Raw genomic sequence first — 24,005 nt, forward strand, 5'->3', positions numbered from 1 at the left:
TTTCCCCAACCCCGGAGTCTTCATGAGCTACCAGAACAGCCAGAAATTCATCGCTCGCAACCGAGCGCCGCGTGTGCAGATCGAATACGACGTCGAGATCTACGGCTCGGAGAAAAAGATCGAGCTGCCCTTCGTCATGGGCGTGCTGGCCGACCTGTCGGGCAAGCCGGTCGAGCCGCTGCCCACCGTGAGCGAGCGCAAGTTCCTCGACATCGACATCGACAACTTCGACGAGCGCATGAAGGCGATCCAGCCGCGCGTCGCGTTCTCGGTGGCCAACACCCTGACTGGCGAAGGCCGCCTGATGGTCGACATGAGCTTCGAGAGCATCGACGACTTCTCGCCGGCCGCCGTGGCGCGCAAGGTCGGTCCGCTCAAGCAACTGCTCGACGCCCGCACGCAACTCTCGAACCTGCAGACCTACATGGATGGCAAGGCCGGGGCCGAGAGCCTGATCAACAAGCTCATGCAGGACCCGGCGCTGATGAAGTCGCTCACTGCGGCACCGAAGCCCAAGGCAGCGGACGAGAGCGGCGCCGAAGCCGCCACTGCCTGAACGCAGCGCCGAAACGCATCCAGTCTCACAGGGAGGAACCATGAAACCCAACACCAAGCAGGCCCCCAGCGCCCCGACCCAATTCGCCGAGATCTCCGATTTCTCGTCCTTGCTCGACAAGGAATTCAAGCCGAAGACCGAAGAGGCCCGCGATGCCGTCGAGGCCGCGGTCCGTACCCTGGCCGAGCAGGCGCTGGTCAACGCGGCCACGATGACCGACGACGCCTACAGCAACATCGAGGCCGTCATCGCCGAGATCGACCGCAAGCTGTCCGAGCAGATCAACCTCGTGATGCACAAGGAAGAGTTCCAGAAGCTCGAGTCCGCCTGGCGCGGCATGCACCACCTGGTCTACAACACCGAGACCGACGAGAAGCTCAAGATCCGCTTCATGGACATCTCGAAGGACGAGATGCGCCGCACCATGCGCCGCCACAAGGGCATCGCCTGGGACCAGAGCCCGATCTTCAAGCGCGTCTACGAAGAGGAATACGGGCAACTCGGCGGCGAGCCCTACGGCTGCCTGGTCGCCGACTACTACTTCGATCACACGCCGGCCGACGTCGAACTGCTGGCCGCCATCGCCAAGATCTCAGCCGCATCGCATGCGCCTTTCATTGCGGGCTCGTCGCCGGCGCTGCTCGGCATGGAGTCGTGGCAGGAACTCGCCAACCCGCGCGACCTGGCCAAGATCACCTCGAACCTCGAACATGCGCCGTGGAATTCGCTGCGCGAGACCGAGGACTCGCGCTACGTCGGCCTGGCCATGCCGCGCTTCCTGGCGCGCCTGCCCTACGGCGTGAAGACGAACCCGGTCGACGAGTTTGACTTCGAGGAAGAAACCGAAGGCGCGGACCACCGCAACTACGTGTGGAGCAATGCGGCCTACGCCATGGCCGTCAACATCAACCGCAGCTTCAAGCTCTACGGCTGGTGCACCATGATCCGCGGCGTCGAATCGGGCGGCACGGTCGAGAACCTGCCCTGCCACACCTTCCCGACCGACGACGGCGGCTTCGACATGAAGTGCCCGACCGAGATCGCGATCTCGGATCGGCGCGAAGCCGAACTCGCCAAGGCCGGCCTGATTCCCCTGGTGCATCGCAAGAACACCGACCACGCGGCCTTCATCGGCGCGCAGTCGATGCAGAAGCCGCAGGAGTACATGGACCCGGACGCGACCGCCAATGCCAACCTGTCGGCGCGCCTGCCCTACCTGTTCGCGAGCACGCGCTTTGCGCACTACCTCAAGTGCATCGTGCGCGACAAGATCGGCACCTTCAAGGAGCGCGACGAGATGCAGCGCTGGCTCAACGAATGGATCATGCATTACGTCGACGCCGACCCTGCCAACTCCTCGCAGGAAACCAAGGCGCGGCGTCCGCTCGCTGCGGCCGAGGTGGTGGTCGAGGACATCGAAGGCAATCCGGGCTACTACAGCGCGAAGTTCTTCCTGCGTCCGCACTTCCAGCTCGAAGGCCTCACGGTCTCGCTGCGCCTGGTCGCGAAGCTGCCGTCGCTCAAGGAAGCGGCCTGAGCGACTGCGTCTTCAAGCATTGATGAAGCGGCGCGAAAAAGACGCCGCCCGACGAAGAGACGCCGGTGCGCATCTGCGCTCGCGGCGGCCCATCCACTCATAAAAAAGCAAATACTGCTCAGGGGAATTTCATGTCTCAAGATATCTTTCTGAAACTCAACGGCATCGAAGGCGAGGCGCCCGACGCGGCCCACAAGAACGAGATCGAAGTGCTGTCCTTCAACTGGAAGGTCGCGCAGGAATCGATGATGCACGCCGGCTCGGGCGGCGGCGCCGGCAAGGCCACCGTGGACGACCTGGAGTTCGACCATTACGTCGATCGCTCCAGCCCCAACCTCATGAAGTACTGCCTGACCGGCAAGCACGTGGCCGAAGCCAAGCTCACGGTCCGCAAGGCCGGCGGCAACCCGCTCGAGTACCTCAAGTTCACCTTCACCGACGTGATCATCACCAGCGTCGCGCCGAAGGGCTCCAACAGCGACGAATCGCGCGTGCGCGAGACCGTGCGCCTGTCCTTCTCGAAGGTCAAGCAGGAGTACGCCGTGCAGAACGCCCAGGGCGGCAGCGCCGGCGCCATCACGGCCGGCTACGACATCAAGGGCAACAAGGAGTCCTGATGCGCGGGCCCGGCATGCCGGGCCCTGCGAGGAACCGCGCCTCCGGCCGCGGATGCATGCCCGCATCGCGCGCGACCGGGGCGGGGCTCCTTTTCCTTTTTCCGATCCTCACCAAGTTCAGCATGGCCCTCCACTTGTCAGATCCCTGGCGCATCGCGATCGCCTGCGCGCTGGCGGCGATTGCCCTGACGGCGCGGGCGCAGATCTCGGTGTCCGTCGAGCCGCCGTCCCTGCCCTCGGCACCATCCTTCGCCGCGCCGTCCTCGTTCTCGACGCCGTTCTCCTATCCACGGGAGCAGACCAAGCTCGACATCAGGCTCACGGCGGCCAGCGACCTGAACCCGGACGACAAGGGCAGGGCGGCGCCGATCTTGGTGCGCATCTACGAACTGCGCTCCGAAGCCGGCTTCGAGTCGGCCGACTACTTCACGCTCCAGCAGCACGACAAGGCGCTGATCGGCAGCGACCTGCTGGTGCGCGAGGAATTCATCATGCGGCCCGGCGACGTCCGGACCATCCGTCGCAAATCGCATCCCGACCTGGCCGCGATCGGCGTGCTGGCGGGCTACCGCGACCTCGCCCACGCCGACTGGCGCGCGGTGCAGAAGGTCGAACCCGCACCCGAGGCCGCCTGGTACCGGGCCGTGCTGCCGGCCCAGAAGCTCAGGCTGCAGATCGACCTGCAGGCCCAGGGCGTGCGGTTGACGCCCATCCATTGATTGATCCCCACTGCCTGCGAGCGGAAGCAACGACACCATGAGTTGGTACAACAAGGTCGCCTGGAGCGAAGGCCTTTTCCTGCGCCCGCAGCTGTTCCAGCAGCAGGAGCGCTACCTGGAACACCTGGCGCACAAGCGCGCCGCCGCGCTGAGCCCGTTCTACTGGGGCTTCGGCCGCTACGCCATCGATGCCGAATCGCTGTCGCTGGGCAAGGTGGTGCTGGCGAGCGCGAGCGGCATCTTTTCTGATGGCACGCCGTTCGACACGCCCGGCCAGACGCTGCCGCCCGCGCCGCTCACGATCCTGCCCGAGCATCTGGAGCAGCTCATCTACCTCGCGGTGCCGATTCGCACGCCCAACGGCGAGGAAACCACCTTCGACGACGCCGCCGCGTCGAGCGCATCGCTCGCGCGCTTCTCGGTGTTCGACACCGAGCTGCGCGATGCCAACTCCGTCGGGCAGGGCCCGAAGACCGTGCAGCTGTCGCGCCTGCGCCTTCGCCTGTTGCCGCAGCGCGAGATGACCGACGCCTGGATCGGCCTGCCGTTGACCCGCGTGACCACCTTGCGCTCGGACGGCAGCATCACGCTCGACGCGCAGCTGATTCCGCCTGTGGCTGGCTATGGCGCGAGTTCGCTGCTGGCCGACTGGATCACCAACCTGCATGGCCTGTGCCGCCTGCGTGCCGAATCGCTGGCGGCGCGGCTCAGCGGCAGCGACGGCAGGTCCAGCGAGGCGGCCGAGGTGTCGGACTTCTTGCTGCTGCAGATCCTCAATCGCTACGAGCCGATGCTGGAGCATTGGCTGCGGGTGCGCGAGACCTCGCCCGAGGCGCTCTACATCGCGCTGCGCACCCTGAGCGGCGAACTCTCCACCTTCGTCAGGGCCAGCACGCGCCGGCCCAAAGGGCATCCGGCCTACCAGCACATGGACCCGCACCTCTCCTTCAAGGGCCTGGTGGGCGACGTTCAGGCTCTGCTCAACGACGTGCTGGTGCGCAGCGCGCAAAGCATCCCGCTGGCGGATCGCCCCAATGGCGTGCGCGTGGCAAGCGTCGACCTCGGCGAGTTGCAGGGATTTGCAAGCCTTGTGTTTGCCGTCGCGGCCCACGCGCCGCCCGATGTGCTTGCCAGCCAGTTTCCCGCGCGCTGCAAGGTCGGCCCCAGCGACCGCCTGCCCGAGCTCATCCGCTCGCACCTGCCCGGGATCCCGCTGCAGGCGTTGCCGGTGCCGCCGCGGCAGATCCCGTTCAACGCCGGCTTCGTCTATTTCCAGATCGATTCGCGCGGGCCTTTGTGGGAACACCTGCTCAAGCACGGCGGTCTCGCGCTGCACATCGCCGGAGAGATCCCGGGCTTGCGCATGGAGCTCTGGGGCGTGCGAGAGAAGTAGCCCCGCCGCACCGCGGCGCCATCACGTAGAGGAGACCCATCATGTCGAGCAACCACACCCTGTCCATCGAATCCCCGGCGATCCCGGTCGTCCTGGGCCGCCCGGCGCTGGAGCCCGTGCGCCTGTCGGGCCGCGAAGGCCTCAACAGCCTGTTCGAATACGAGCTTCTGCTCAAAACGCCCGATGCCTTGAACCTCGGCGCCAGCGGCGCGGCCGACTTCGATCTCGACGACTTCATCGGGCGCGAGATCAGCTGCAGCATCCAGCTCGACGGCTCGGGCGAGTTCATTCCCGGCGCGGTCGGCGCCAGCGTCGATCGCGTGGGCGCCGGCACTCGCCAGATCAACGCCGTGATCGCGGTCGCGGCCTTCTGGGGCGAGGAGGGGCGGCACCTCCAGTACAAGCTCATGCTGCGCCCCTGGCTGCATCTGCTGGACCAAAGCACCGATTGCAAAATCTTCCAGAACAAGACCGTGGTCGACATCCTCGACGAACTGCTCGGCGCCTACCCCTTTTCGGTCGACAAGCGCCTGTTCGACAGCTACCCCCCGCGCGACTACCAGACCCAGTACAACGAGAGCGACCTCGCGTTCTTCATCCGCCTGTGCCAGGAATGGGGCATCAGCTACCACTTCGAGCACAGCGAGGGCAAGCACCGGCTGGTGCTCAGCGACGCCATGGCCGCCTACCGCAAAAGCGACAGCGAGGCCTACCGGCAGGTCGAGTACCACGCACCCGGCTGGAAGATCGATGCCGAATACCTCCACAGCTTCGTGCCCGAGCACCAGCTGACCAGCGGGCGCTACACCACCCGGGACTACGACTACACCCGCCCGCGTGCCGACCTCACCCAATCGCGCAGCGACCCGCGTCCCACGGGCCAGGCCGACGGCGAGGTCTACGAGTGGCACGCAGGCCGTGGAGGCAGCCACTACGCCCAGCCCAGGGCCGGCAGCGCCGAGGCCAACGACCCGCAGGACGAAGGCCGCCAGCTGGCGCTGCTGCGCATGCAGGCCCTGCGCACCCACGGCGCCAGGGCCAGGGCCAGCGGCAACCTGCGCGGCATGGTGCCCGGCTTCACCTTCAAGCTGGCGAAGCACCCGCGCCAGAAGGCCAATGCCGAGTACCTCATCCTCGACACGCACTTTCTGATCGAGGACGTGGCCCAGGACAGCCAGATCAAGGACGCTGCGCCCGGGCGCAAGCAGCAATGGAAGGTCGAAGTCGACTTCACGGCCCACCCCGTCACCGAGCCCCTGCGCCCCGCGCTCACCCAGCCCAAGCCCTTCGTTCGTGGCCCGCAATCGGCCCTGGTCGTCGGCCCCGAAGGCCAGAACCTCTGGACCGACCAGTACGGCCGCATCAAGGTGCATTTCCCCTGGGACCGGCTGGGCCAGAAGAACCAGCATTCGACCTGCTGGGTTCGGGTCTCCAGCGAATGGGCGGGCAACCAGCTCGGCGGCGTTCATGTGCCGCGCATCGGCCAGGAAGTCATCGTCAGCTTCCTCGACGGCGATCCGGACTTGCCCATCTGCACGGGCCGCGTCCACAACCAGAACAACCTGCCGCCGTGGGCGCTGCCCGGTCAGAGCGCGCTCTCGGGCATCCGTTCGCGCGAACTCACCGAGGAAGGCGGCAACAGCGCGGCCGGCCGCAGCAACCACGTCGTGCTGGACGACACGCCCGGCAAAATCCAGGTGCAGCTCAAGAGCGACCACCTGAGCAGCTCCTTCAGCGCGGGCTACATCACCCGCATCGAAGACAACACCGGGCGCAAGGACTCGCGAGGCGAAGGCATCGAGGTACGCACCGACGGCCACGCAGTGTTCCGCGCCCAGGCCGGGGCGCTCTTCACCACCGAAGCCCGGCCCAATGCCCAGGGCCATGCCAAGGACATGGATGAAACCGTGGCACGCCTGACGGCCGGGCATGACCAGCACGACGCGCTGTCCGGTTCGGCGCAGCAGGCCGAAGCCCATGAGGCCGGCGACCAGGATGAAGTCACCAAAGCCCTCAGGGCGCAGAACGACGCCATCAAGGGTGATGGCTCCACGGGCGAAGGTCACTTCCCCGAACTCGCCGAACCCCACATGATGTTCGCCAGCCCGGCCGGCATCGAAAGCACCACGGCGGGCTCCACCCACATCGCCAGCGACGAGCACACGGCGCTCACCAGCGGCGGCCACACCAGCATCTCGGCCGGCAAGAGCCTGCTGGCCAGCGTCAAGGACGCGATCCGGCTGTTCGCCTATCAGGCGGGGATACGGCTGTTCGCCTTCGGCGGCGACATCGACATCAAGGCGCTGAAAGAGAGCATCAACCTGATCGCCAAGCTGAACATCACACAGACGGCGAACACGATCACCATCAGCGCCAAGGAAGAACTGATGTTGAACGGGGGTGGCAGCTACATCCGCCTGAACGCCGCGGGCAATGAGCAGGCCACCTCGGGCCGGCACATCGAGTACGCCGCAAGCCACAGCATGGTCGGACCGAAGAACGTGCCTACACCTGTCGTGAACGGCATGTCGAGCCTCAAGGAACTGCACCACAAGAATGTGCTGAGCTTCGTACTGCTATCGCACGCGCAGGACGGCCGGCCGCTGAGCCTCGAGCCCTACGCCTTGTACAAGGACGGCGCCAAGGTCCGTGATGGCGTGACCGATGCGCACGGTGCGGTGCTCATCGAAGACCACCAGAGCGGCACCGCTGCGTACAAGGTCAAGCTCGCCAATGGCCACGAATACGAACTGCCCGTCAAGGCGCAACTCGACGCCGCGGACGACAGGCTCGCCGCCCGCGGCTATCGCGCGGCCCAAGGCAGCACGCAGGACCGCATGGCGCATTTCCAGCACCGCCAGGACACCGAGGAAGGAAAGCAATGAGCGACACCCAGACCATCTCGTGCGTTCCCTTGAGCGAAGCGTCGCGCAAGGCCAGCGGCAGTGCGCAATGGTGCCTGGAGAAGGCCAAGGACGGGAAGGCACGGGTGTTTCACCAAAACAACCTGGAGGTGTTCATCTGCGGCGAACTGGCCTTTGCGCAGATCGCCGAGGACATCCGCAACGCCCAGCGCAGCATCGACATCATCTGCTGGGGCTTCGATCCGGCGATGGAGCTGACCCGCAAGATGGCGACGGACTGGCCGCGCGGCGAGACCTGGGGCCGCCTGCTGGAAGACGCGGCGAAGCGGGGCGTGGAGGTCCGGCTGCTGGCATGGCACGACGCGGTGGGCAGCCCGATGGTGAACAACATGCCCGGCTACGGGAGGGATGCGCCCTACGAACTCAAGGCCGCGGCCTCGCGCGGCATGGCGGCGGCGGTGCTGCCCGCGGGCAGCCTGCGGGAACAGCCGCGGCCCACCGACAACCGCGACCAGCGCGAGGTGTTCAACGCGAACTGGTATCGCCGGGTGGTGGCCGGCCAGATGGCAGGCGTGTCGCTGCGCACGCGCGGCGGCGTGCATCAGGACGTGGTGGCCAGCCTGAAGGGAGAGTCGGGCAGCTGGAGCCTGGGCGCCATCGAGCGCCTGGGCATGGAATACCTGGCGACCCATCACCAGAAGACCATCGTCATCGACTACGAAGGCGCCAAGCCCTGCGGCTACGTCATGGGGCTGAACTCGGTCACCGACTATTGGGACACGACCAAACACGCCTTCCACGAACCCCAGCGCGGCGAGAGCTGGGAAGGCGCCAACGACGAGGAGCCCGGCCTCAAACCTTTCCAGGACTATGCCTGCCGCGTCGAAGGCGAGGTGCTGGTGGCGGTATGCAAGAACTTCACCGACGCGTGGAACAAGGCCGAAGCCCGCGGCAAGGGCGCGGGCCGCAACCTGAGCCGCAGCTGCGACTTCGAGGCCCCGCCGAAGAACCTGACGCAAAACCTCGCGACCCCGCGCCATCGGGCGTTGATCGCGCGCACCCTTCCCGCGGGCGAGGGCAGCGAGAAATCCATTCAACGGCTGTACAGCCAGGCCGGCAGCTTCGCGCGCCACTACGTCTACGTGGAGAACCAGTACTTCCAGAACGCGGCCTGGGTCAGCCATCTGAAGGCGCAGCGCGACGAGTACGTCAAGGGCTGCAAGGCGGCCAGGATGGACCCGGCGGAGGTGCCCAAGCTGCACGTGATGGCCGTGATCCCTACGCCGGAGCGCGCGCAGATGGTGCCGCGCACGCACGACACCGTGACCGAACTGGGCCATGGCGCGTCGATGCCCAACCAGTCGAAGGCGCTGGATGCGGAGATCGCCCGCTTCGACGCCACGCACTACGACGCTGTGCAGAAGGCGCGAGAAAGGTATCCCTTCGCCATCCCGCCGCCGAAGCCACTGTCGGAGCTCGCCCAGACCTACAAGGACGCGGGCGGCGGCAAGGATGCCGAGGCCGTGCGCCAGGAGCTGGAAAGCCAGTACGGCATGCGCAGCCTGGTGGCGAGCCTGTGGACCTGGGACCCGGAATGGTCCCGGAGCAAGTTCCCGGTCTTCGACACGGTCGATCGGGCGCAGGCCGTGTACGAACGTGCGATGAAGGACTTCAAGAAATCTCAGGGGGCGGGCAGCGCCGCCAACAGCATGCCGCCGACGAAGCCTCGCCCACGCCAGAAGGAGATCGACATGGCGCACGCCATGCGCTACCGCGAGATCTACATCCACAGCAAGCTGATGATCATCGACGACAGCATGTTCACGCTGGGCAGCGCGAACCTGAATGTGCGCAGCTTCGCGGTGGACAGCGAGATCAATATCGCCAGCGATGACGCGGCCACGGCCAGGGGGCTGAGAGAGCGGGTGTGGGGGCAGCACACGCAGGGTCAGTTCGCGGGCGGGGTGGCGACGGATCAGAAGGTGATGGCTCTGACGTTTCAACGCTGGCAGGAAGAGGCGAACAACAACCTGTGGAACAAAGAAAACGGCCTCCAACTGACTTGCTTTCTCGTCGCTTTCCACGACAAACGCACGAGCAACATCCGATTGGGTTGACTGCCTTGAAGCTGCTCCAGCGTCTCCTTCTCCGACCGCTCGCGGCATTCGCTGTGCTGCTGGCTTTCTTTACCCTGACTATGACCGCTTGTGCCATGAACGACCTACCTCGCAACATGCGCCTGAAGGCCTTCAACCCGCACCGTGCCGCCTTCACTTGCGTACACGAAGCGGCCAAGCTGCCGCCGATTGCGGACGAAGCCGATCGTCTGTTCCAGCAGGGCTTGACCGCCACGAGCTACGAGCTGTGGCCCGATGACCGCGACTACAAGCTGGCGGCACAGTTGTGGGAGCAGGCCGCTGCGCTGGGGCACTGGAAGGCGGCGATGAATCTCGCGGATTTGTACAAGCGAGGCCTGGGTGTGTCACGCGACACCGAGCAAGCAGTCCTCTTGATCGAAGGCTTGATGAAGCAGGGCGTGCCGGCCGCTTTCGACATGATGGGCACTTATCACCAGAGCGGCATCGGAGTAATACCGGACGTCGATCGGGCCTACGGGTTCTGGCAACTGGCGGCGGACATGGGTAACGCTTCGGCACAGACCTATATCGGCAAGAGGCTGGACGCTGCATACAACAGCGAGCAGATGGGCGTGTGGGCCAACCGCGCGGTGGCGCGCAAGATGCTGGAATGCGCATTCGCACAAGGGTATGGAGATGCAGCGTATAGGTTGGGGCAAACGCTGAGTCTTGGAGACAAAAACTACGCCCGCGCACTATTGGTCTACCACGAAGGCGCTAAGTTCGGCAGTCGAGATAGCGCTCGCGCCTTGTCTGTCAGCTTTGGCCTCCAACGCCCTCTGACTGGCAATCTCATCGATCGCGCTCGCGCTGATCGGTACAGCACCCTTTACGAAGCCCTCGAGCACAACCCCGACCTTCGCTTCCCCAACCTCGACAAGGTGCTCCCGCTGCCGCCGGCCGATCTGCCCTTCTGGGACGGCAAGCGCAACAGCCTGATCGACGCCGCCAAGACCGTGGTCGTCAAGCCGGTGGTGCAGTCCACGCCCGGCGCCGACCGGGTCGGGCGCGCCCACATCCCCGAAGGCCATGTGCTGCCCCGGCAACCTGTGCCACTCCAGGCCGAGGTCATGGGCACCAGCGCGAGCGTCGACACACCGGCGACCACCCGCGCGTACTTCAGCGGCTACTGGCGGCCCCAGGTGCGCGCACAGCAGGGCGAGGACCTCGCGGTCTGGAACAGTGCGCAGCTGCCGCAGCGCTACGCGCGCGGCGAGATCTTCGACGACTTCCGAGAGGCCATGGGCCTGTTCGCGGAGGACTCGCGGCAAGTCGAATGGCATTACGCGGGCATTCCGGTTCCGCCCACGCAGCCACCGGTTCACCCGTATGTGTCGCAAGGCCGGGCGCGCTATGTGCCGGGGCCGGAGGCGCCTCTGAGCTGCAGCGGCACGGCACCCTGTCCGCAGACCGGCATCTGGTCGGCACGCCTGAAGGAAGGGCACCCGCAGCGCGCGGTGTTCTACAGCCACTGGCGGCAAGCCTATGTCGAGCGCGGGCAGGCGTTCCCTGTGCCGGCCGCGCTGCACGAGGCGGGCGGGTTGACGGTGCAGGCCAGGGATCTGCGCTGGTATTGGCGCGGTGAGGCCAACCGGGCGGATCGCTCGGGGCATGTGCACGTGACGCTGGGGTGATTGCCTTGAAGTTGCTTCGACTCGTCATCCCTCGACCGATCGCGGCCTTCGTTGCGCTGCAGGCCTGTGTGGCCGTGACCGCTTGCGCCATGAACGATCTGCCGCGCAACATGAACCTCAAGGCCTTCAATCCGTATCGCGACGACTTCACGTGCGTGCACGAAGCAGCCAAGCTGCCGCCGATCACGGACGAGGCCGATCGTCTGTTCCAGCAGGGCTTGACTGCCACGAGCTACGAGCTGTGGTTCGATGACCGCGACTACAAGCTGGCGGTGCAGTTGTGGGAGCAGGCCGCTGCCCTGGGGCACTGGAAGGCGGCGATGAATCTCGCGAACCTCTACAAGCGCGGCCTGGGTGTGCCACGCGACACCGAGCGTGCAGTGCTCCTGATCGAAGGCCTGATGAATCAGGGCGTGCCCGCGGCCTTCGACATGATGGGCACGTACCACCAAAGCGGCATTGGGGTCAAACCGGACACCGATCGAGCCTACGGCTTCTGGCAACTGGCGGCAGACATGGGCAGCCCCGCGGCGCAGACCTATATCGGGAAGAAGTTGGTTGCGGTTTATGACAGCGAGCAGATGGGCGTTTGGGCCAATCGCAAGGTGGGCCTCAAGATGTTGGAGTGTGCCTTCGCGCAAGGCAGTGGCGATGCCGCCTACCAACTGGCTCTGACAACGGAGGGAGCAGATGCCGCGCTCGACGAAGACAATGCCCGGGCCCTGTCGATCTACCATGAAGGCGTCAAGTTCGGCAGCGGTGATGCGGCCAATGGCCTGTCCTCTGCCTTCACTCAGGTTGGGCCCCTCACCGGCAATCTGATCGACCGCGCTCGCGCCAAGCGCTATAGCGTTCTGGGTGATGCCCTCGAACTGAACCCGGATCTGCGCTTCCCCAACCTCGACAAGGTCCTCCCGCTGCCGCCGGCCGATCTGCCCTTCTGGGACGGCAAGCGCAAGAGCCTGATCGACGCCGCCAAGACCGTGGTCGTCAAGCCGGTGGTGCAGTCCACGCCCGGCGCCCACCGGGTCGGGCGCGCCCACATCCCCGAAGGCTACGTGCGGCCCCTGCGGTCCGCACCGCTTCAGGACGAAGTCATCAGCACGGAAGACAGAAGTTCGAACGGAGAAATGTCATGAGCGCACAGAAGATCATTCTCGACCACCAGGAGTGGCGCAACGGCACTGGCGGCGCGCCAGCCGGCGTCGCGAGCCAAAGCGATGGCAATGCCTACGCTGGCCTCGACCTCGACCTGATCACCTTCGACGCCAGCCGATTCAGCGGCAGCAGCTTCGCTTCCATCACTTTCCGCGGCGCGAACTGGACTTCGTGTCGGTTCACGGGCTGCTCGTTCAGCCAGTGCGACCTGCAGCGCATCGTCATCAACGGCTGTGCCTTTGTCGACTGCAGCTTCTCGCAATTGCAGTTCAGGGGCAGCACCTTCAGTCAATGCACCTTCGATCGGTGTCAGTGGACCGACCTGAACTTCGATACCAGCCGCTGGTCCCAGGTGCGCTTGCTGGACTGCAGGGGAAGACGGGTGCGCGCCCGCGACCTGCACGGCGACGGTGTCGACTTCACGGGGAGTCAATTCGAGGACATGGAACTCACCCACGCACGAATCAATTGAAGGGTGTTTCCTCTCCCCTGCATTCCGTCCTCTCTCTCTTCTCTGGTTTTCCATGAACGTAAATGAAGAATTCGGCTCGCCCGCCATCGGCGGCGAAGCTGCGCAAGGTGGCGATGGCGACCTCCCTGGCGCGAAGGCCTCGTCGCAGGCCGGGCCCCAAGTCATCCAACTGGCGCCCGAACCTCCCCAGGACGCCCGCCTTGCCGCCGTCAAGGCCGCGCAAAACCCCTTGCTCGAAGCCGCGCAGCCCTTGCTGCGCGCGCTCTGCGATATGCCCAGGGAACTCGCCGCCGACCGGGTCGACGTGCTGCACCGTCTGCTGGTGCGCGAAGTCACCACCTTCCAGATGGTGTGCAGCAATGCCCAGATCCGGAACGAGCACGTGGTGGCGGCCAGCTATGCGCTGTGCACCGCCATCGACGAAGCCGCCAATCGCACCGCCTGGGGCGGCGGAGTGGGCGGCAGCACCGGTGTCTGGGCCAAACAGCAACTGGCGCAGAAATTCCACGACGACCACAAGGGCGGAGAAAAGGTCTTCCTCCTCATCGGCCGGCTGGCGGCCTCGCCGCAGGAGCACATCGATCTTCTCGACCTGTTGTTCTTCATCCTGGCCCTGGGCTTCGAGGGCCGCTACCACTCGGCCACCAACGGCCCGCGCCAGCTCGAAACCATCCGCCATCGTCTCTACGACATCGTCATGCGCGCACGCGGCGACGTACCGCGCGCGCTGTCTCCGCACTGGAAGGGTGTGGGCGCGGGCAGGTTCCGGCTGCTGCGCACGGTGCCGGTGTGGGTCACGGTGTCGCTGCTGTCGCTGGGGCTGCTGGGGCAGTACGCCTGGTACAAGTACCAGCTCGTGCACAGCAGCACCGAGGTCGAGGCCAGCATCCGCGCCATCGGCGCGCTGCGTCCGCCACCCCCGCCACCGGCGCCCGCGCACAGGTCGCTGCGGCTGAAGGAGCTGCTGGCGCCCGAGATCGCGCGCGGCAGCGTGAGCGTGGAAGAAGACGACGCGCACAGCGCGGTCAGCTTCAAGGGCGACGACATGTTCGTGCCGGGCCAGGCGCGGGTCAACGCCAGGCTGCTGCCCACGATCGCCAAGGTGGCCAGCGAGATCAACGAGGTCTCGGGCACCGTGCGCATCACGGGGCACTCGGACAACCGGCCGATCAGGACGCGCCAGTTTCCCGACAACCAGGCGCTCAGCGAGCAGCGCGCCGCCGCCGTGGCGGAGGTGCTCAAGAGCCGCGGCGTGGCCCTCGACCGCCTGGTAGTGGAGGGCAGGGGCGACACGCAGCCGATGGCCGACAACGCCACGGCGCCAGGGCGTGCGCGCAACCGGCGCGTGGACATCGTGGTGACGCAGGGCGATGCGCCCGCGCCGACGAGCGGCCGCGCGCCGCCCGGCAGCGACGCTGGAGCGAAGCCATGAGTCGGCGCGTGATCGTGGTGGGCGACGCCACCACCCATGGCGGCAAGGTGATCTCCGGCGCCGCCGACCACACCGTGCAGGACAGGCCCGTCGCCCGGCTGGGCGACGAAGTGGACTGCCCGCTGCACGGCGTCAACAAGATCGTCGAAGGCGAGCCGGGCCACGACATCGGCGGCCGGCCGGTGGCGCTCGAAGGGCACCGCACGGCCTGCGGCTCGGTGCTGATCGGCTCCGTCGACCAGACGGTCGGCTGAGCCACCCAGGACAAGTTCTCATGCAATACCTCAGATCCTTTCTCGCCTTCTTTTTTTCCCGCGCCATGCTGGCCTTCATCGCTCTGGTGGTGCTGGGCCTAGCGATCTGGTTCGTCGGCCCGCTGATCGCGGTGGACGGCCTGCGGCCGCTGGCAGGGGTCGGCGTGCGCGTCAGCCTTCTGGTGCTGCTGCTGGCCTTCGCGATCCTGTGGTTGGCTTCCGCGCCGGTCAGCCTCGCAGGCGTGGCGGCCCTGTGCCTGCTCACCTGGCATGCCGGGCCGCTGCTCTCGCTGGGCACGGCGCGACCGCTCCAGCCCGTGTGGGTGCGCGCGACGGTGATCGGCGTGATCGTGGGGCTCTGCGCGGTCTACTGGCTCTACAAGCTGTGGCAGGCCGTCAAGGCGGACCCGGGGGCGATCGCCAAGTTCTTCACCGCCAAGTCCGAGAAAGAGAAGCTCCGGCAGGACACCAAGGAGCAGCTCAAGAGCGTCACCAGCGTGGTCCAGGGAGCGCTCGCGCAGCTCAGGAACCTGCGGGGCACCGGTGGACTGCGTCGTCTCTTCGAAGGCAAGCGCTACCTGTACGACCTGCCCTGGTACATGATCGTCGGCAGTCCCGACGCCGGCAAGACCACTGCGCTGCTGAACTCGGGCCTGCAGTTTCCGTTGCCGCGCAAGATGAGCGGGCCCTCGGGCAGCGCGGCTTTCGCATCCGGCGCCGGCACGCTGAACTGCGACTGGTGGCTCAGCAACGAGGCGGTGCTGATCGACACCGCGGGCCGCTACACCACGCAGGACAGCGACGCCGCCAACACCATCGAGTGGCGCGGTTTTCTCGGCCTGCTGCGCAAGCACCGCACGCGCGCGCCGATCAACGGTGCGATCGTGGCGCTCAACACGGCCGAGCTGCTGCGCAGGACCGACATCGAGCGCCGGCAACACGCCGGCATGGTGCGCGACCGGCTGGCCGAGCTGCGCCAGGAACTGGGCATCCGCTTTCCGGTGTACGTGGTCGTCACCAAGGCCGACCTGCTGAGCGGCTTCTCGGAGTACTTCCAGTCGCTCACCAGCGAAGGTCGCGCCCAGACCTGGGGCTTCACTCTGCCCTATGAGGGGCTCAAGGGCAGGCCGCAGAACTCGGCTGCCGACTTCGCCGCCCGACGCGACGCCCTGCGCACGAAACTCGACGCCGAGTTCGGTCTTCTCGTGGGCCGCCTCCATGAAGGACTGCGGCCCCGGCTGAACGAGGAATACGACATCGAGCGCCGCCATCGGCTGCTGGGCCTGCCGCAGGAGTTGCAGGGCCTGATCCAACCCCTGGTCGAGGCGATCGACGAGATCTTCCTGGATTCGCGCTACGACACCACCCAACTGCACAACACGCTGCGCGGCGTGTACTTCACGAGCGGCGTGCAGGCCCTGGAACCCGTCTTCGCGGACAAGAGCACGCTGATGCAGCGCCTGTGGCAAAGCCTGGAGCCAGCGGGCCGCGCCTCGCCGCGCAAGGACAAGGAGGCGCAGGCGACGGAATCGGCAATGGCAACGCCGCCGGCAGCCGATTCGACCGAAGGGGCCAAGCAGGGCGGCGCATCGCCAGACGCCGAGGCATCGTCCACCGAGACGCAGTCTGCAAAGGCGGCCGCGAGCGTGCCGATCGTCACCGATGCCGATCGCGGCAAGCAGGGCTTCTTCCTGCAAGACCTGCTCACCAAGGTCATCATCCCCGAGGCGCATCTGGTGCGCCCCAACCTGCGCTGGGAGTTCCGCTTCCGCTTGCTGCGCCTGCTGGGGCATGCGCTGGCGGTGGTGGTCTTCCTGTGGCTGGCCGGTGCGCTGACCCTGAGCTTCGGCCACAACAAGGACTACCTGGCGACCGTGGGCCAACGGGCCCAGGCGCTGATGGGCCATGTGCGCGCCCTGTACGCCAGCTTCAAGCCCACCGGCGTGCCCGACGTGCTCAACGGCGCGCGCGAATTGCCGGGCCATCCGGGCCTGGACGTGGACAACCCGCCGCTCAGCCATCTCTACGGCCTGTACAGCGTGCCGCCGGTGCTGGAGGCTTCGTCCCAGACCTATGCCCAGCTGCAGGACCACATGCTGGTGCCGGCCATCCTGCAGCGCATGGAGGCCGTTCTGGCGCAGAGCGTGCGCGACCAGGACGCGAAGAGCGCCTACGAAACCCTGCGCGTCTACAAGCTGCTGCACGACAAGGAGCGCTTCATGAGCGGCGGCGCGCGCGACGTGCGCGACTGGGTGCTCAAGGACTGGGAGACCACCGAGAGCGCCGCCGCCTTCGGTGGCCGCGCCTCGATGGTGGGCCATGTGCAGGCCCTGTTCTCGGGGCAGCGCCCGGTGCAGTCGGCTTCGTTGCCGAACGAGGCGCTGGTGCGCCAGGTGCAGAGCTTCCTGAACAGCAACACCTCCACGCAACGCGTCTACGAGCGCGCCAAGGCGGCCATGCGGCAGCAGGCGCCCGAAGAGTTCACGCTTGTGCGCGCCGTGGGGCCGCAGGCGGGCACGGTGTTCTCGCGCGCGGATGGCCAGCCGCTCGAGAAGGGCGTGCCCGGCATGTTCACCTACGACGGCTACCACGAGCTCTTCAGCAAGCGCCTGCCTGAGTTCGTGGCGCGCGCGCTGGGCGACGATGCTTGGGTCATGGGGCAGGGCCATGCGGCCTTCGCATTGGACAGCCTGAAGAAGGGCGCGGCGGACGAGGCGGCAGACAGGCTGCGCCACAGCGCCTTGCTGGAGGACGTGCGCCGCCAGTACCTGAACGAGTACGCGAGCGAATGGGAGCGCTTTCTCGATTCGATCCGCACCGTCGGCGGCAGCGAGGTCACCGGCACCAGCCTGGGTTTCGACCTCAGCGTGCTGCGCCAGCTGGCCGCGCCCGATTCGCCGCTGTCGCGGCTGGCGCGCGCGGCGGCGCGCGAGACCACGCTCTCGCGTCCGCTGGTGGTGCAGGCGCAGCAGGAGAGAAGCTTTCTCGACAAGGCGGCCGACGAGCTCGACAAGAAGACGCGCGAAATCGGCAAGAACTTCGGCATCCGCGCCGAAGAGCGGCTGGAGCGCGAGATCGTCGACAACCGCTTCGCCGCCCTGCGCGAGGTGGTCACGGGGCAGCCCGACATCGCGCTGAGCTCCGGCGTCGGCGCCAGCAGCGCCAAGCCCGGGCTCGAAGCCATCTCGGGCCTGATCAACGAGTTCTACACCACGCTGGTGGTGGCCGACACGGCGCTCACGGCCGGCAGCCTGCCGCCCAGTGGCGCCGAGGTGGGCGCCCGACTGAAGCTGGAGGCCGGCAAGTTGCCGGCGCCTTTTCGGGAGGTGCTGACGGCACTGGCCGACAGCGGCGGCGGCAAGGTGGCCGAGGGCTCGGCCGGCATCCTGCGCAAGCAGGCGCAGGCGCAGCTCGACCGCATCATGGGCCTGATGGCGATGCAGGTCAGCGAGCCCTGCCGGCGCGGCGTCGAAGGCCGCTATCCGCTCGCGGCCGTGGCGGAGGACGCTTCGATCGAGGACTTCTCGCAGGTGTTCGCGGCCGGCGGCGCGGCGGACGAATTCTTCACCAAGTACCTGGCGCCTTTCGTCGACACCAGCGTGCGGCCCTGGCGCTACAAGCATCCCGACATGGCCAACGCGATGGTCGGCGCCGAAGGCGTGGCCAACGGCACTGCGCCGCAGCCCGCGACCGCAGGCCCGACCCTGCTCGGCGAGTTGCTGAAGCTGCTCGCACAGAGCGGCCCCAACCTGGATGCCTTTTACCGTGCGCGCCAGATCCGCGAGCTGTTCTTCCGCGACGCGGCCGGCAAGAAGTTCGCCTGGAAGATGGAGCTGAAGGTGATGGAGCTGGAGCCCAGCGTCACCGATCTCATCATCGACATCGACGGCCAGGGCCTGCGCTATGTGCATGGCCCGGTGCAATCCTTTGCCGTGAGCTGGCCCGGACCGCGCGGTGGTTCGACGGCCGAGCTGACCGCCAATCCGCGCATTTCGGGGGCGACGTCGACGGTGCAGGCGCGTGGGCCCTGGGCCTTGTTCCGATTGCTCGAAAAAGGCCGCATCGTCAACACCGCCACGCCCGGACGCCTGAGCGTCGAGTTCCAGTTCGACGGCCGCAAGGCGCTGCTCGACATCCATTCGGGCAGCCAGCCCAATCCGCTCAACAGCGATGTGCTCAAGGGCTTCCGCTGCCCGGGCCGCTTTGCCTGAGCCGGCGCCATGCTGCAACGCTTGATCGCGAACGCTCTCGTTTCGCCGCCTGCCCTCTGGGGCAAGCTGCGCGGCCATGCCGACTTCGTGCGCAGCGGCGTGCGGCACGGCGAGATCGAAGGCTGGCAACCCTGGCTGGCCCGGCATGCCGACATGGCGGCGCTCGACCTGAAGAGTGCGCTGCCGGTCGCCTTCGTGCTGCCTCCGGGCACCCTGGCCTTCGCGCCAACGCACTTCGTGCTCGGTGTGGTCATGCCTTCGGCCGACCGGGCGGGGCGCCGGCATGCGCTGCTCGTGTATCAGCGCGCGCATCCGGCCTGGATGCGCGGGCATTTCGAAGCCCATGCCCGGCAGCCGCGCGACTGGCTGTTCTGGCTGGCGCTGGCGGTCGCGCGCCACACCGGGGAGCGCGGAGCGGCCGAGTTGCGGCCACTCGAGCGCTCGGTGCAGGCGTTGTGGCGGTTGCACGCGCCGGGCTGGCGCGAGCTGGGCGCGCGCCGTCGGTGCCGCGAACTCACCGACTCGGAGTGCCTGCGCGCGATGGCGCTGCTCGACAGCACGGCCGGCCCCGCATCGCCAGACGACCCCGCGCAATACCTGAGCGGCGCCCGCTACCACCTGTCGTGGGCCGACTGGCCCGCCCGCCTGCTTCATGACGAGGCGGACTGTGTGTTCTGGCTGCAGCACGCCCACGGCGGATTCGTCCACGCGGCGAACCGGTTGACAGACCTCTGGAGCATCGAGCCATGAACAGCGCCTCATCACCCCTTCAAACAGAGGAGGCTGCAAGTGCCGCGGAAGAAGCCTTCGATCTGCGCGACCTCGCGCCGTCCGGCAATTCGGGGCCGGCACAAGCCTTCGACGCTCCCTTCGGCGTGCTCGACATCGCCGGGGCCCTGCCGCGGCCTGTGGCCGATCCCCTGGCCGAGTTGCTGGGTGAGCGGCCGCCACGGCCTGCCGCAACACCTTTGGACATCACGCGCCTTGCGCATGTCGCCGCGGAGGGTCAGGCGCCGGCGTCATCGGCCGCGGACCCCACCGCGCTGCAGCTGTCGGTGCTCGACTTGCTCGACGGCCTGCACGCGGAATTCGCCCGCGTGGTGCGCGATCCGACCCGTCTCACCGGGGGTGTCGATTGGGAGGGCGCAGCTGCGCCCGAGGGCCCGACTGGACCCAGCATGGAGGAGCTGAGCCGGGACGGGGAGAAGTACCCCATGTTGGGCGACATCGTGCAGTCGCGCGCGGGCATCGACAAGGTGCTCGACAGCTTCGATCCGCTGGGCCGGCCGATCCCGCTCGATGACGAGGCGCCCCAGGAGGTGTTGCGCCTCTTTGCACCGGAACTGGTGCACGGCAGCCAGCCCGCCATCCCGAACCTGACACGGCGCGAGCATCACGCGCTGTCGCCCGACAGCCACATGCCGACGCTCGACGCGCGAGCTGCTGGCAAGGCGTTCGAGGAACAGCGGGAACCTCGGGCAAAAACGACCCAGGTCGTCGCGCCGAACGAATCAGCGGGTCTTGACGACCTCGACAGGCCATCACTTTGATTGACTTCTAAGACCACCACGCATTCCATGAATCCATCCAGTTCTTCGCGCGCTGCGCCGGGCACCTCCCAGTCTTTCCGCGACTGGTCCCAGGCCCACCCCCTGTCCGAATCCCTGTCTCGCGCCGAAGCCGAGGTGCGCGCCAGGCCGCAGGCCTCGGAAGCCCGCTGGCTCCTGTTCGAACTGCTGTGCCTGCTCGGGCAGTGGGAGCGTGCCCTCAAGCAATTGCAGACGTGGGCGACCCTCTCGCGTGACCACGAGAGCACGGCGCATGTGATGCGCGGGCTGATTCGGGCCGAGCATCAGCGCATGGATGTCCTGGCGGGTCGCGCCGAGCCTGCAACGCTGATCGCCAGCGAGCGCCAGGTGCCCGCTTCGGTGGCAGGGCTGGCCGAGGCCTTGAAGCTGGCAACCGGTGGCGACCCGGCGGCCATCGAGCGCGGCGACCGGGTCCGCGAGGCGGCGCTGGCACAAGCACCCGACGTGCCGGGTGCGAGCAACCTGCAACCCTCCTTCGCCTGGATCTCGGATTCCGACACGCGCCTGGGGCCGGTGTGCGAGGTGGTCCTGGCCGGTGCCTATCGCTGGCTGCCCTTCGACGACCTGAAGTCCGTCACCAAGGCCGGCCCCGCGCGCCTGCTCGACCTGGTCTGGTCCCAGGCCGACCTGGTGCTGCGCGACGGCTCGCCGCTCAAGACCTACCTGCCGATGCGCTATCCGGTCCATGCCGGCGACCGCGATGCGCTGCTGATGGCGCGCGAGACGGTCTGGTCCGATGTCGGCCGCACCGGTGTGCTGGCGCGCGGCCAGAAGATGTGGAGCACCGATGCCGGCGACATGGCCTTGCTCGATCTGCGTCATTGCGATTTCGGTGTCGTGGGAGGGCAGGGCGATGCCGCACGCTGAAGCCCCCGACGCCGACACCGAGGTCTCGCCCGCGCCCGCATTGCCTCGCGCCGGCGGCGCGCACCGCACGCACCCGGTCCATCCGGGCAGTCGCTCTCCACGCCCGCCCGACGAGCGCGCAGTGCGCACCCACGCGCAGTTGCTGCCCACGCTCTTCGATCGCCTGCGCGACGATGCGCCCGGCCGCGCCGGCGAGCGGCCGTCCGACTACACCGTCACGCCCGCCCAGATGCGCGACATCGTCCAGCGCGACCTGGCCTTCCTGCTCAACACCAGCAACGCCGAAGACCTGATCGACCGCGCGCGTCACCCCGAGGCCGCGGCCTCGACCGTCAACTTCGGCGTGCCGCCGCTCGCCGGCAGCTATATCTCCGAGCGCAAGTGGGCCGATATCGAAGTGATCATCCGGCGCGCCATCACCGACTACGAGCCGCGCCTGCTGCCCGGCAGCATCAAGGTCTCGCCGCTGATGAAGGAGGGCGCGACCGAGTCCTACAACGTCCTCCTGTTCGAGATCCGCGCCATGATCAATCTCAAGCCCTACCCGCTGGAGCTCACGGTCCAAAGCTCGGTGGACCTCGAAACCAACCGCATGAGCGTCACCCTGCCGTTGCGCGCCTCGTCGCGCGCCTCGGGCTGAACCGCAGCCCTGCTGGAACCCCATGGACCCCGACCTTCTCGACTACTACAACAAAGAGCTCGTCTACATGCGCGAGGCGGCCGCGGAGTTCGCGGCTTCGCATCCGAAGATCGCCCGGCGGCTGGGCATGCACGGCGTGGAGGTCGACGACCCGTACGTGGAGCGGCTGATCGAATCGTTCAGTTTTCTTTCGGCGCGCATGCAGATCAAGCTCGATGCCGAGTTCCCGCGCTTCACGCAACGGCTGCTCGAGGTGCTGTACCCCAACTACCTGAGCCCGACGCCGTCGATGGCGGTGGCGCAGCTGAACCCGAGCGTGACCGAAGGCGATTTCACGCGCGGCTTTGCGGTGCCGCGCGATACCGCTTTCCACGCCCGGGTGCCGCCGGGCGAGGAAACGCCTTGCGAATTCCGCTCCAGCCAGGACGTGATGCTGTGGCCGATCGAGATCGTCGATGCCCGGCTCACGGGCGCCCCGCCCGACATCCCGGCGCTCGAGCGCTACGTACCGCCCCACGTGCAGGTGACGGGTGCGCTGCGCCTGCGCCTGCGCACGGTCGGCGAACTCACTTTCGATGCGTTGAAGGGCCTCGACCGCCTGCCGGTCTACCTGCAGGGCAACGAGCAGGTGGCTTCGCACCTGTTCGAACTGCTGCACACCTCGGCGGTCGCCACCTTCACCGGCGTGCCGGGCCAATTGATGCAGCGGCCGCACGTCGTGACCGAGGGTGCGCTGGTGCACGAGGGACTCGATCCGGGGCAGGGCCTGCTGCCGTTGGAATGGAACACCTTCCACGGCCACAATCTGCTGCACGAGTACTTTGCCTGCCCGGAGCGCTTCTACTTCTTCACGCTGACACAACTGGCCCCGGGCCTGTCGCGCGTGGCGGGCAAGGAGGCCGAGGTGCTGATCCTGCTGACCCGGCCGCCGGGCGCGCTGGCTGGGCTCGTCGATGCCGGCCAGTTCGCGCTTTTCTGCACGCCGGTGGTCAATCTGTTCGAGCGCCGCACCGACCGCATCGAACTCAACACCGCGGAGCCGGAATTCCACCTGGTGCCCGACCGCTCGCGCCCGCTCGACTTCGAGGTCTACGCGGTCAAGGGCATCGCGGGCCAGCAGGCGCAGACCACGGCCGCGATGGACTTCCGGCCGCTCTACCAGACGCTCAACGAGGACGAGGGCAACTATGGCCGCTACTTCTCGGTGCGCCGCGAGCCTCGCCTGGCCTCCGACACCTCGCGCAAGTACGGCACGCGCACGCCCTACGTCGGCACCGAGGTGTTCATCTCGCTGGTCGATCAGAACGAGGCCCCCTATGCCGACACCATCCGTTATCTCTCGGTCAAGGCGCTGCTGACCAACCGCGACCTGCCGTGCCTGGTGCCGCGCAACGGCAAGTCCGACCTGGCCGTGGCCGAGTCGATCCCGGTGGTTGGTGTCGGGCTGATCCGGCCGCCGAGCACGCCCAAGTCGCCGTTCGCGCAGCGCGAGATCGCCTGGCGGCTGATCCGCCAGCTCGGCTTCAACCACCTGCCGCTGGCCGACCTGCCGCACCGCGAGGGCGCGCAGGCGCTGCGCGACATGCTGCGGCTGTTCGTCTCGATCGACAACGACGTGCAGCGTCGCCAGATCGAAAGCCTGGTGGGGTCGCGCATCGAGCCCGTCACCCGGCGCCTGCCGGGCGCCGGTCCGCTGATCTACGGCCGCGGCGTGCGCTGCATCCTGAGCGTGGACGAGCAGGGCTTCTCGGGCACCAGCCCCTATCTGTTCGGGCTGGTGCTTGAGCACTATCTTGCGCGGCACGTCAGCATCAACGTGTTCACCCAGACCGTGCTCGAGTCGATGCAGCGGGGCACCGTCGCGCGCTGGCCGGTGCGCATGGGCGGGCGAGGGGTGGCATGAGCCCCCGCCCGGCCGCTCCGA

General features: G+C 67.3%; 18 protein-coding genes. All 18 read left to right on the forward strand.

Going from position 1 to position 24,005, the window contains the following annotated elements; genetic code table 11:
• Positions 1-22: 22 nt before the first annotated feature.
• The 18 genes from tssB to tssF all read left to right on the forward strand — a co-directional run bounded on the left by tssB (position 23) and on the right by tssF (position 23,984).
• Entirely contained in the window at positions 23-556 is a 534-nt protein-coding gene (tssB, locus tag AC1D2O_RS24685; protein WP_478088112.1) for a type VI secretion system contractile sheath small subunit, read from the forward strand.
• Positions 557-596: 40 nt separating this feature from the next.
• The gene (tssC, locus tag AC1D2O_RS24690; RefSeq protein ID WP_478158060.1) at positions 597-2,093 is read left to right on the forward strand and encodes a type VI secretion system contractile sheath large subunit; all 1,497 of its coding nucleotides are present in this window, start codon (positions 597-599) and stop codon (positions 2,091-2,093) included.
• Between the two features lie 131 nt (positions 2,094-2,224).
• Positions 2,225-2,710: an Hcp family type VI secretion system effector gene (locus AC1D2O_RS24695; RefSeq protein ID WP_478092708.1), complete on the forward strand. Its 486-nt coding sequence runs from the start codon at positions 2,225-2,227 to the stop codon at positions 2,708-2,710.
• A 122-nt stretch (positions 2,711-2,832) separates the two neighbouring features.
• On the forward strand, positions 2,833-3,429 hold the full coding sequence (tssJ, locus tag AC1D2O_RS24700; protein WP_478092707.1) for a type VI secretion system lipoprotein TssJ: 597 nt from the start codon (positions 2,833-2,835) through the stop codon (positions 3,427-3,429).
• A 37-nt stretch (positions 3,430-3,466) separates the two neighbouring features.
• Entirely contained in the window at positions 3,467-4,822 is a 1,356-nt protein-coding gene (gene tssK, locus AC1D2O_RS24705; protein ID WP_478158061.1) for a type VI secretion system baseplate subunit TssK, read from the forward strand.
• A gap of 41 nt (positions 4,823-4,863) precedes the next feature.
• A complete protein-coding gene (locus AC1D2O_RS24710) occupies positions 4,864-7,707 on the forward strand; it encodes a type VI secretion system Vgr family protein (RefSeq protein ID WP_478092703.1) in 2,844 nt (947 codons plus the stop codon).
• Positions 7,704-9,803, forward strand: a complete 2,100-nt coding sequence (locus tag AC1D2O_RS24715; RefSeq protein ID WP_478158062.1) for a phospholipase D-like domain-containing protein — start codon at positions 7,704-7,706, stop codon at positions 9,801-9,803. The genes AC1D2O_RS24710 and AC1D2O_RS24715 overlap by 4 nt, the downstream gene beginning before the upstream one ends.
• 116 nt (positions 9,804-9,919) lie before the next feature.
• Positions 9,920-11,458, forward strand: coding sequence for an SEL1-like repeat protein (locus tag AC1D2O_RS24720; protein WP_478158063.1), 1,539 nt, complete (start codon positions 9,920-9,922; stop codon positions 11,456-11,458).
• A 5-nt stretch (positions 11,459-11,463) separates the two neighbouring features.
• Entirely contained in the window at positions 11,464-12,597 is a 1,134-nt protein-coding gene (locus tag AC1D2O_RS24725; RefSeq protein ID WP_478158064.1) for an SEL1-like repeat protein, read from the forward strand.
• Complete coding sequence (locus AC1D2O_RS24730) at positions 12,594-13,088, forward strand: pentapeptide repeat-containing protein (RefSeq protein ID WP_478085881.1); 495 nt, start codon at positions 12,594-12,596, stop codon at positions 13,086-13,088. Before AC1D2O_RS24725 ends, AC1D2O_RS24730 begins: the two co-directional genes overlap by 4 nt.
• A 52-nt stretch (positions 13,089-13,140) precedes the next feature.
• Positions 13,141-14,520 carry a type VI secretion system protein TssL, long form gene (gene tssL, locus AC1D2O_RS24735; RefSeq protein WP_478158065.1) on the forward strand — a complete coding sequence of 460 codons (1,380 nt, stop codon included), beginning with the start codon at positions 13,141-13,143 and terminating at the stop codon, positions 14,518-14,520.
• Positions 14,517-14,774, forward strand: coding sequence for a PAAR domain-containing protein (locus tag AC1D2O_RS24740; RefSeq protein ID WP_478085884.1), 258 nt, complete (start codon positions 14,517-14,519; stop codon positions 14,772-14,774). The genes tssL and AC1D2O_RS24740 overlap by 4 nt, the downstream gene beginning before the upstream one ends.
• A 20-nt stretch (positions 14,775-14,794) precedes the next feature.
• Positions 14,795-18,985, forward strand: a complete 4,191-nt coding sequence (gene tssM / locus AC1D2O_RS24745; protein WP_478158066.1) for a type VI secretion system membrane subunit TssM — start codon at positions 14,795-14,797, stop codon at positions 18,983-18,985.
• Positions 18,986-18,994: 9 nt separating this feature from the next.
• Positions 18,995-19,735 carry a type VI secretion system-associated protein TagF gene (gene tagF, locus AC1D2O_RS24750; protein ID WP_478085887.1) on the forward strand — a complete coding sequence of 247 codons (741 nt, stop codon included), beginning with the start codon at positions 18,995-18,997 and terminating at the stop codon, positions 19,733-19,735.
• Positions 19,732-20,535 carry a TagK domain-containing protein gene (locus AC1D2O_RS24755; RefSeq protein WP_478085889.1) on the forward strand — a complete coding sequence of 268 codons (804 nt, stop codon included), beginning with the start codon at positions 19,732-19,734 and terminating at the stop codon, positions 20,533-20,535. Before tagF ends, AC1D2O_RS24755 begins: the two co-directional genes overlap by 4 nt.
• 27 nt (positions 20,536-20,562) lie before the next feature.
• On the forward strand, positions 20,563-21,441 hold the full coding sequence (locus AC1D2O_RS24760; protein WP_478085891.1) for a type VI secretion system accessory protein TagJ: 879 nt from the start codon (positions 20,563-20,565) through the stop codon (positions 21,439-21,441).
• Complete coding sequence (tssE, locus tag AC1D2O_RS24765) at positions 21,428-22,081, forward strand: type VI secretion system baseplate subunit TssE (RefSeq protein ID WP_478085892.1); 654 nt, start codon at positions 21,428-21,430, stop codon at positions 22,079-22,081. Before AC1D2O_RS24760 ends, tssE begins: the two co-directional genes overlap by 14 nt.
• Before the next feature lie 22 nt (positions 22,082-22,103).
• Positions 22,104-23,984 carry a type VI secretion system baseplate subunit TssF gene (gene tssF, locus AC1D2O_RS24770; RefSeq protein WP_478158067.1) on the forward strand — a complete coding sequence of 627 codons (1,881 nt, stop codon included), beginning with the start codon at positions 22,104-22,106 and terminating at the stop codon, positions 23,982-23,984.
• Positions 23,985-24,005 lie beyond the last annotated feature (21 nt).

The sequence above is a fragment of the Variovorax sp. P1_G12 genome (genome assembly GCF_056405555.1).

Coding starts and splice junctions, on each gene's coding strand:
- tssB (WP_478088112.1), top strand. CDS start 23: ATGAGCTACCAGAACAGCCAGAAATTCATCGCTCGCAACCGAGCGCCG.
- tssC (WP_478158060.1), top strand. CDS start 597: ATGAAACCCAACACCAAGCAGGCCCCCAGCGCCCCGACCCAATTCGCC.
- AC1D2O_RS24695 (WP_478092708.1), top strand. CDS start 2,225: ATGTCTCAAGATATCTTTCTGAAACTCAACGGCATCGAAGGCGAGGCG.
- tssJ (WP_478092707.1), top strand. CDS start 2,833: ATGGCCCTCCACTTGTCAGATCCCTGGCGCATCGCGATCGCCTGCGCG.
- tssK (WP_478158061.1), top strand. CDS start 3,467: ATGAGTTGGTACAACAAGGTCGCCTGGAGCGAAGGCCTTTTCCTGCGC.
- AC1D2O_RS24710 (WP_478092703.1), top strand. CDS start 4,864: ATGTCGAGCAACCACACCCTGTCCATCGAATCCCCGGCGATCCCGGTC.
- AC1D2O_RS24715 (WP_478158062.1), top strand. CDS start 7,704: ATGAGCGACACCCAGACCATCTCGTGCGTTCCCTTGAGCGAAGCGTCG.
- AC1D2O_RS24720 (WP_478158063.1), top strand. CDS start 9,920: ATGCGCCTGAAGGCCTTCAACCCGCACCGTGCCGCCTTCACTTGCGTA.
- AC1D2O_RS24730 (WP_478085881.1), top strand. CDS start 12,594: ATGAGCGCACAGAAGATCATTCTCGACCACCAGGAGTGGCGCAACGGC.
- tssL (WP_478158065.1), top strand. CDS start 13,141: ATGAACGTAAATGAAGAATTCGGCTCGCCCGCCATCGGCGGCGAAGCT.
- AC1D2O_RS24740 (WP_478085884.1), top strand. CDS start 14,517: ATGAGTCGGCGCGTGATCGTGGTGGGCGACGCCACCACCCATGGCGGC.
- tssM (WP_478158066.1), top strand. CDS start 14,795: ATGCAATACCTCAGATCCTTTCTCGCCTTCTTTTTTTCCCGCGCCATG.
- tagF (WP_478085887.1), top strand. CDS start 18,995: ATGCTGCAACGCTTGATCGCGAACGCTCTCGTTTCGCCGCCTGCCCTC.
- AC1D2O_RS24755 (WP_478085889.1), top strand. CDS start 19,732: ATGAACAGCGCCTCATCACCCCTTCAAACAGAGGAGGCTGCAAGTGCC.
- AC1D2O_RS24760 (WP_478085891.1), top strand. CDS start 20,563: ATGAATCCATCCAGTTCTTCGCGCGCTGCGCCGGGCACCTCCCAGTCT.
- tssE (WP_478085892.1), top strand. CDS start 21,428: ATGCCGCACGCTGAAGCCCCCGACGCCGACACCGAGGTCTCGCCCGCG.
- tssF (WP_478158067.1), top strand. CDS start 22,104: ATGGACCCCGACCTTCTCGACTACTACAACAAAGAGCTCGTCTACATG.